The following is a 4,714-nucleotide window of genomic DNA, read 5'->3' as shown; positions in this document are numbered from 1 at the left end:
GATCGGTGAAAAACATTAGATCGGCCTGGAATTCTGTTTGGCAAACTCCTGCAGTGGGCGGGCATGGGCCGGTAGTGGCGTGTGCTCGATGCCTTCTCTTGCCTGCTTCTGCGAAGATTGAACTGGCCCGTAGATTTCGTGGCATACGGTAAACACGATGCACCCTTGAATCGCCTTCGTGCAGGAGCGAGCTTGCTCGCAAAAAAACGTCAACGATAACGCGTGCTTCCTGAATAAACGCAGCGCCTGCGAGTTTTTCGCGAGCGAGCTCCTACAAACAATGGCTGTGGACTAGGCCCGGGCCACCGGCATGCGGGACAGCTCTCGAAGCCACGGCAACACCCGCAGGCCGTGGGCGGTCTCGCAGGGGTCGACGATGTCCATGAAGTGTTCGAGGTTGACGTGGTCCGGCACACCCGGCAATCGCACTCGCACAGCCGGCGTTTACGCCGCAAGGGGCGCCCAGGTCCAGATGCTCGTAGACGAGTACATGACGCACCTGGGGCAGAGGCTCATGGGCTTGGGCCATCAGCCCCGCATTGATTATCAGCACGTCGAAGGGTTCGGCAGGAATGGCAGTGAGAATCCGCACCTCTTCGAATGTTTGCACCGGCACGATCCGGTAATAACCCAACTGGTTGAGCATTTTCTCGATGTACAAGCGTTGCAGATGCTGTTCATCGGCAATCAGGATGGTCAGTGCTTTGTTCGGCATGGCAAACCCCTGGGCAGGCAGTGCTCGGCAGTGAGCGCAGCCCATTCTCCAGACATATGCCGACGACAAAATCAGGCATGTTCCCGGTTTGTGTAAGAGTTTTCCCAAATTTCCCGAATGGCGATCAACCGCAGTCAGGGCTGATTGCAATAAGCTTTCAAGCCACGATGCAAAACATCAAGCGCTTCGTTCACGCCGTCAACCGCGGGCCCCAATGCCTGACGGTCGCGCTGTTCACATGCGGCCTCCAATGCTTCACACCCACTGATCAATAGGTTTGCCTTGACCATTCGCGCGCCGCCCTTGGCACGGTGGGCCAGGTCGTGCAGCTTGGCAAAATCTGCCTGGCTTGCCAGGCGTGGCAGCAAGGCACGGTCCTCCCCCAGGCTTTTAAGCAACGGCGCCAACAATCCGACAAGCGCTGCGTGATCATCGCCGGTCAGCGCGACGAGTGTGCTCAAATCGAATGTCGGCACAGGCTGCGGGCCCGCGTCTGCCAAACGCGAGGCCAGCGCCGACCGCAAGTCGTCAAGCCCGGTTGGCTTGAACAGGCACCCATCCATGCCCGCCTGCCGGCAGCGCTCAGCTTCCTCCGGCTGGGCGTTGGCGGTGAACCCCAGCAACAGGCAGGGTTCAAGACCCTGCTCACGCTCTTGCGCGCGAATGTCCTGTGCCAGCTGATAGCCGTTCTTGAAGGGCATGTTGCAATCGGTAATGACGCCATCGAACTGCCCCGCTCGCCACTGCTCCAGCCCCTGCACACCGTCTTCGGCCGTGACGATACGGTGGCCCAGAAAGCTCAACTGTCGAGCCAGCAGCAAGCGATTGGCCGGGTAGTCGTCCACCACCAGAATGCTCAGCGCACGGCCCTCAGGCGCCGCCTCTTGCACAGGCTCAATCGGGGCCGGCAGCGTGGCGGTCATGGCCAGGGCCAACGTCACGTCCACCCGAGTGCCATGCCCCAGCACACTACTCAAGTGCAATTGGCCGCCCATCATTTCGCACAAGCTGCGGCTGATCACCAACCCCAGCCCAGACCCGCTGCGTGCCGACTGTTGATTGTTGCTGCCCTGGATAAACACGCTGAACAGCCGCTGCTGGTCGGCGACGCTAATTCCAATGCCGGTGTCTTGCACCCATAATTGCACGGCCAAGCGATCGCCCTCGACCACCGCCCGTGCAACCAGGCTGACCTGCCCATGGGGAGTGAACTTAATGGCATTGCTCAGCAGGTTGGACACCACTTGCTTGAATCGCAGCGGATCGACCAGCACCGCCTGGTCAATCAGCGGGTCCAATTCAACCTGCAGCGCCAACCCCTTGGCTCGGGCCAGCCCCTCGAACACCCGTGCGACCGACGCCAACAGCTCATGCAGGTTGGCGGGCTCCAGGGTCAGCGACAAGTGCCCGGACTCGATCCGCGCGATATCGAGAATATCGCCGATCAACTCCAGCATCCCCCGCGAAGCCACCGAGGCCACCTCCAGGGCGTCGCGGTCGACCCGCCCCTGTTCGGCATTTTTCAACGCCAGCTCAATCATGCCGATCACGGCATTCATGGGCGTGCGGATCTCGTGGCTCATGGTCGCCAGGAAGGTAGTCTTGGCGCGATTGGCGGCGTCGGCATCGTCCTTGGCTTCCTGTAGCTGGCCGAGCAAGCGGTGCCGCTCGCTCACGTCGACCCAACCGGCAATCATACCCACCACCTTGTCGTCGCCGTCGCGGTACGGCAGCATCCACTGGTAAATGGTCAGCACATCGCCGTTGGGCACCTTGAGTATTCGATCATGAATCTGCGGCTCGCCCTCAGCCATCAAGCGCAGATAATCCTCATGAAACGACTGGGCCTGTGCGGGTTTTCGACGTCGGTTTCCACCACCGTCCTGCCGATCACGTCTTCAAGCTTGTAGCCAAACACGTCGAGGTAGGCGTTATTGCAGGCCATCAGCCTCCCTTGGCGATCACGCACATAAATCGGGTGCGGCGTGCCGTCAATCAATACACTCATGAACCGCATCTGATCGCTCAGCGCCCGCTCGGCCTGCAGGCGCTTGCGAATCAGGCTGCGCAGGTAAATGGCCCAGCCCAGCGTGACGGCCAACAACAGCGCCGCCAACCCAAAGCCTTGAAGAATCACGTTGCGATAGCGCAACCAGTAACTGTCCTCGATGATGACCTCGCTGCGCCACTGGCCAATCAACTCGTCCATTTCCTGCGGGGTGATACTCAGCAGTGCCTTGTCGAGGATCGAATACAACTCCAGTTGACTGCGGTTGACCCCAAAGGTCACGCGTGCAGGCTCGGTGCCGACCGTACTGGTGACACGCAAGCGGTCGCGGTAATACCGGTTGATCAGATAGCGTGCGCTGATCAATGAGTTGACCGCGCCATCGGCGTCACCATTGGCCACCAGCGCCATGGCTTGCTGGGGGGTCTCCACGTCGACAAAGGATCACGCCTGGAAAATTCTGCGCTATCTCATCGTGCAGCCCATTGCCAACCACCATGGCCAGGCGTTTGCCGACCATGTCCTCCAGCGTGAGCGGGCTGTGCGGACCGTCGCGGGTAACCAGCACAAAGGGGTTGGTCAAGTAGGGCCGGGTAAAGCGCACTTTATCAGCCCGCTCCACGCTAGGCGTGACGACCGCCAGCATGTCCGCCGTGCCCGCGCTGACAATGTTGATCTGGCGCGGCAACGAACTGCCTGGCACCACATCGAACTTCAAGCCGGTACGCAAGCTGATGCGCGACAGCACTTCGGCACTCAGCCCTTCAAATTGGCCTTGATCGCCGATAAACGATAAGGGAAGGAAATCATTGAGCACCGCGACCCTGACCCGTGGATTTTTCTGCACCCAGCGTTGTTCACTGGCGCTCAAGTGCAGCCGGTCAACGCCGATTATGCCCAGGTTACCCCCGCTCCAGCGGCGTAGAATTTCCATCTGCTCGCTAGCGGGAATCGCCTCCAGCGCAGCATTGAGGATGGGCAGTAAACGCGTATTTTCCCGGGTGACGGCAAACGCAAACGGATTGACTTCCAGGCCGGAAAAATCCGCCATGCGTACATTGTTGAGGTGGTTGCGATTGATCAGGTAGTTGCTACTGATGGCATCCCCCAGGTAGACGTCGGCACGACCAAACGCCACGGCACCAATGGCTTCGAAGGTCGAGGCAAACAGTTCCAGCTGGGCCTGGGGGTAAAACGCCCGTACGGCGTCGGGCTGCATATAGTGATACAGCATCGCCACGCGCTTGCCGGCCAGGTCATCATTCAACACCTGGCTGTCACCGCTGCGGGTCACCAGGGTCGGTTGATCGTTGGCATAAGAGCGAGACAACAGCAGTTGCGGATCGGCCGCTTCATAGCCATTGGCGGAACCGAGGAAATCCACCGCTCCCTGCTTCAGGGCCTCGATCACTTCATCGCGTGTATCGTAACGCCGAACCTCGATGGAGATATGCAGGGCCTGGCCGACCAATGCGGCAAAATCGGCCGTGATACCTTCGAGCTCGTCGTTGTTGTTAGTCAAGTCAAATGGTACGTAATCGGGCGCCGAGACGCCCATCAGTAATGAGCGCCGCTCACGCAGCCAACGCCAGTCGGCCTCGTCCAGCGTCACTTGCGGGGTTTCGATATGAGAGTGCCCCAACAGCCGCAAAGCGTGAGGCTCTTCGAGGGCCACCGCGATCAGGGGTAACAGGCTCATCCAAAGGACCGTGGCGAACCTCATCAACGCGGTGGTGACCATTTCAGTTCGGATCAGATCAGATGGTTGCGCTGGGCAAACTTGGATAAGTGCACTACCGAGGACATTCGTAACTTCTCCTTGAGTCGAGTCTTGTAGGTACTGATAGTCTTGTGGCTCAGCAGCATTTGCTCGGCGATTTCCTTGTTACCCAGCCCCAGGGCCAGCATCTGCAACACGGTCAATTCACGATCCGACAGGCAGTCGATCATCTGCCGTTCCGTTTCTTGCAGATCGTCGCGACGCACCGAAC

Annotated in this window: 1 protein-coding gene and 2 pseudogenes; all 3 read right to left on the bottom strand. The window is 59.5% G+C overall.

The genetic code is table 11. The features are described 5' to 3' along the window. Window positions 1-291: 291 nt before the first annotated feature. Window positions 292-715 (bottom strand): annotated as a pseudogene (locus DQ405_RS24295) (chemotaxis protein CheY). Window positions 716-849: 134 nt separating this feature from the next. After that, window positions 850-4,422 (bottom strand): annotated as a pseudogene (locus tag DQ405_RS24290) (transporter substrate-binding domain-containing protein). 53 nt (window positions 4,423-4,475) lie between these two features. Next, window positions 4,476-4,714 (bottom strand): response regulator transcription factor (locus DQ405_RS24285; RefSeq protein ID WP_168426355.1); only part of this gene is annotated, 239 nt, incomplete at its 5' end.

Source organism: Pseudomonas sp. SST3, from assembly GCF_003325755.1.
The sequence above is the reverse complement of the archived record's forward strand: the minus strand, read 5'-3'. Positions and strand labels throughout refer to the sequence as shown.